Here is a 401-nt window from a genome sequence, read left to right as displayed (position 1 = left end):
GTAATGCACTCTTGATTGATCCAGGTTTGTACCCCGCCCGCCGCAAGGCATAAGCTTCGCCCCCTACGACTTTCGTCTCATCTTCCGATTTCAGGAAAGGCCCCATGTCCAGTCAGTTCCCCGAAGCACGTCCCCGCCGTCTGCGCCGCAATGCGAGCCTGCGCAGTCTGTTCCAGGAAACCGAATTCAGCCTGAACGATCTGGTGCTGCCGATTTTCGTCGAAGAAGACATCGACGATTTTGTGCCGATCAAGAGTATGCCGGGGGTGATGCGCATTCCCGAGCGCAAACTGGCCAGCGAGATCGAGCGCTATGCCCGTGCCGGGATCAAGTCGGTGATGACCTTCGGCGTGTCGCACCATCTGGACAGTAACGGCAGCGACACCTGGCGCGAAGACGGC

Annotated in this window: 1 pseudogene; it reads left to right on the top strand. The window is 58.9% G+C overall.

Annotation, left to right across the window (positions count from 1 at the left end):
• Positions 1-104: 104 nt before the first annotated feature.
• Positions 105-401 (top strand): annotated as a pseudogene (locus tag DBR24_RS28540) (porphobilinogen synthase); the annotation flags it as partial.

It is taken from the genome of Pseudomonas sp. HMWF006 (assembly GCF_003061205.1).
Classification (GTDB): Bacteria; Pseudomonadota; Gammaproteobacteria; order Pseudomonadales; family Pseudomonadaceae; genus Aquipseudomonas; species Aquipseudomonas monsensis.
This window is presented reverse-complemented; position numbering and strand designations above follow the sequence as displayed.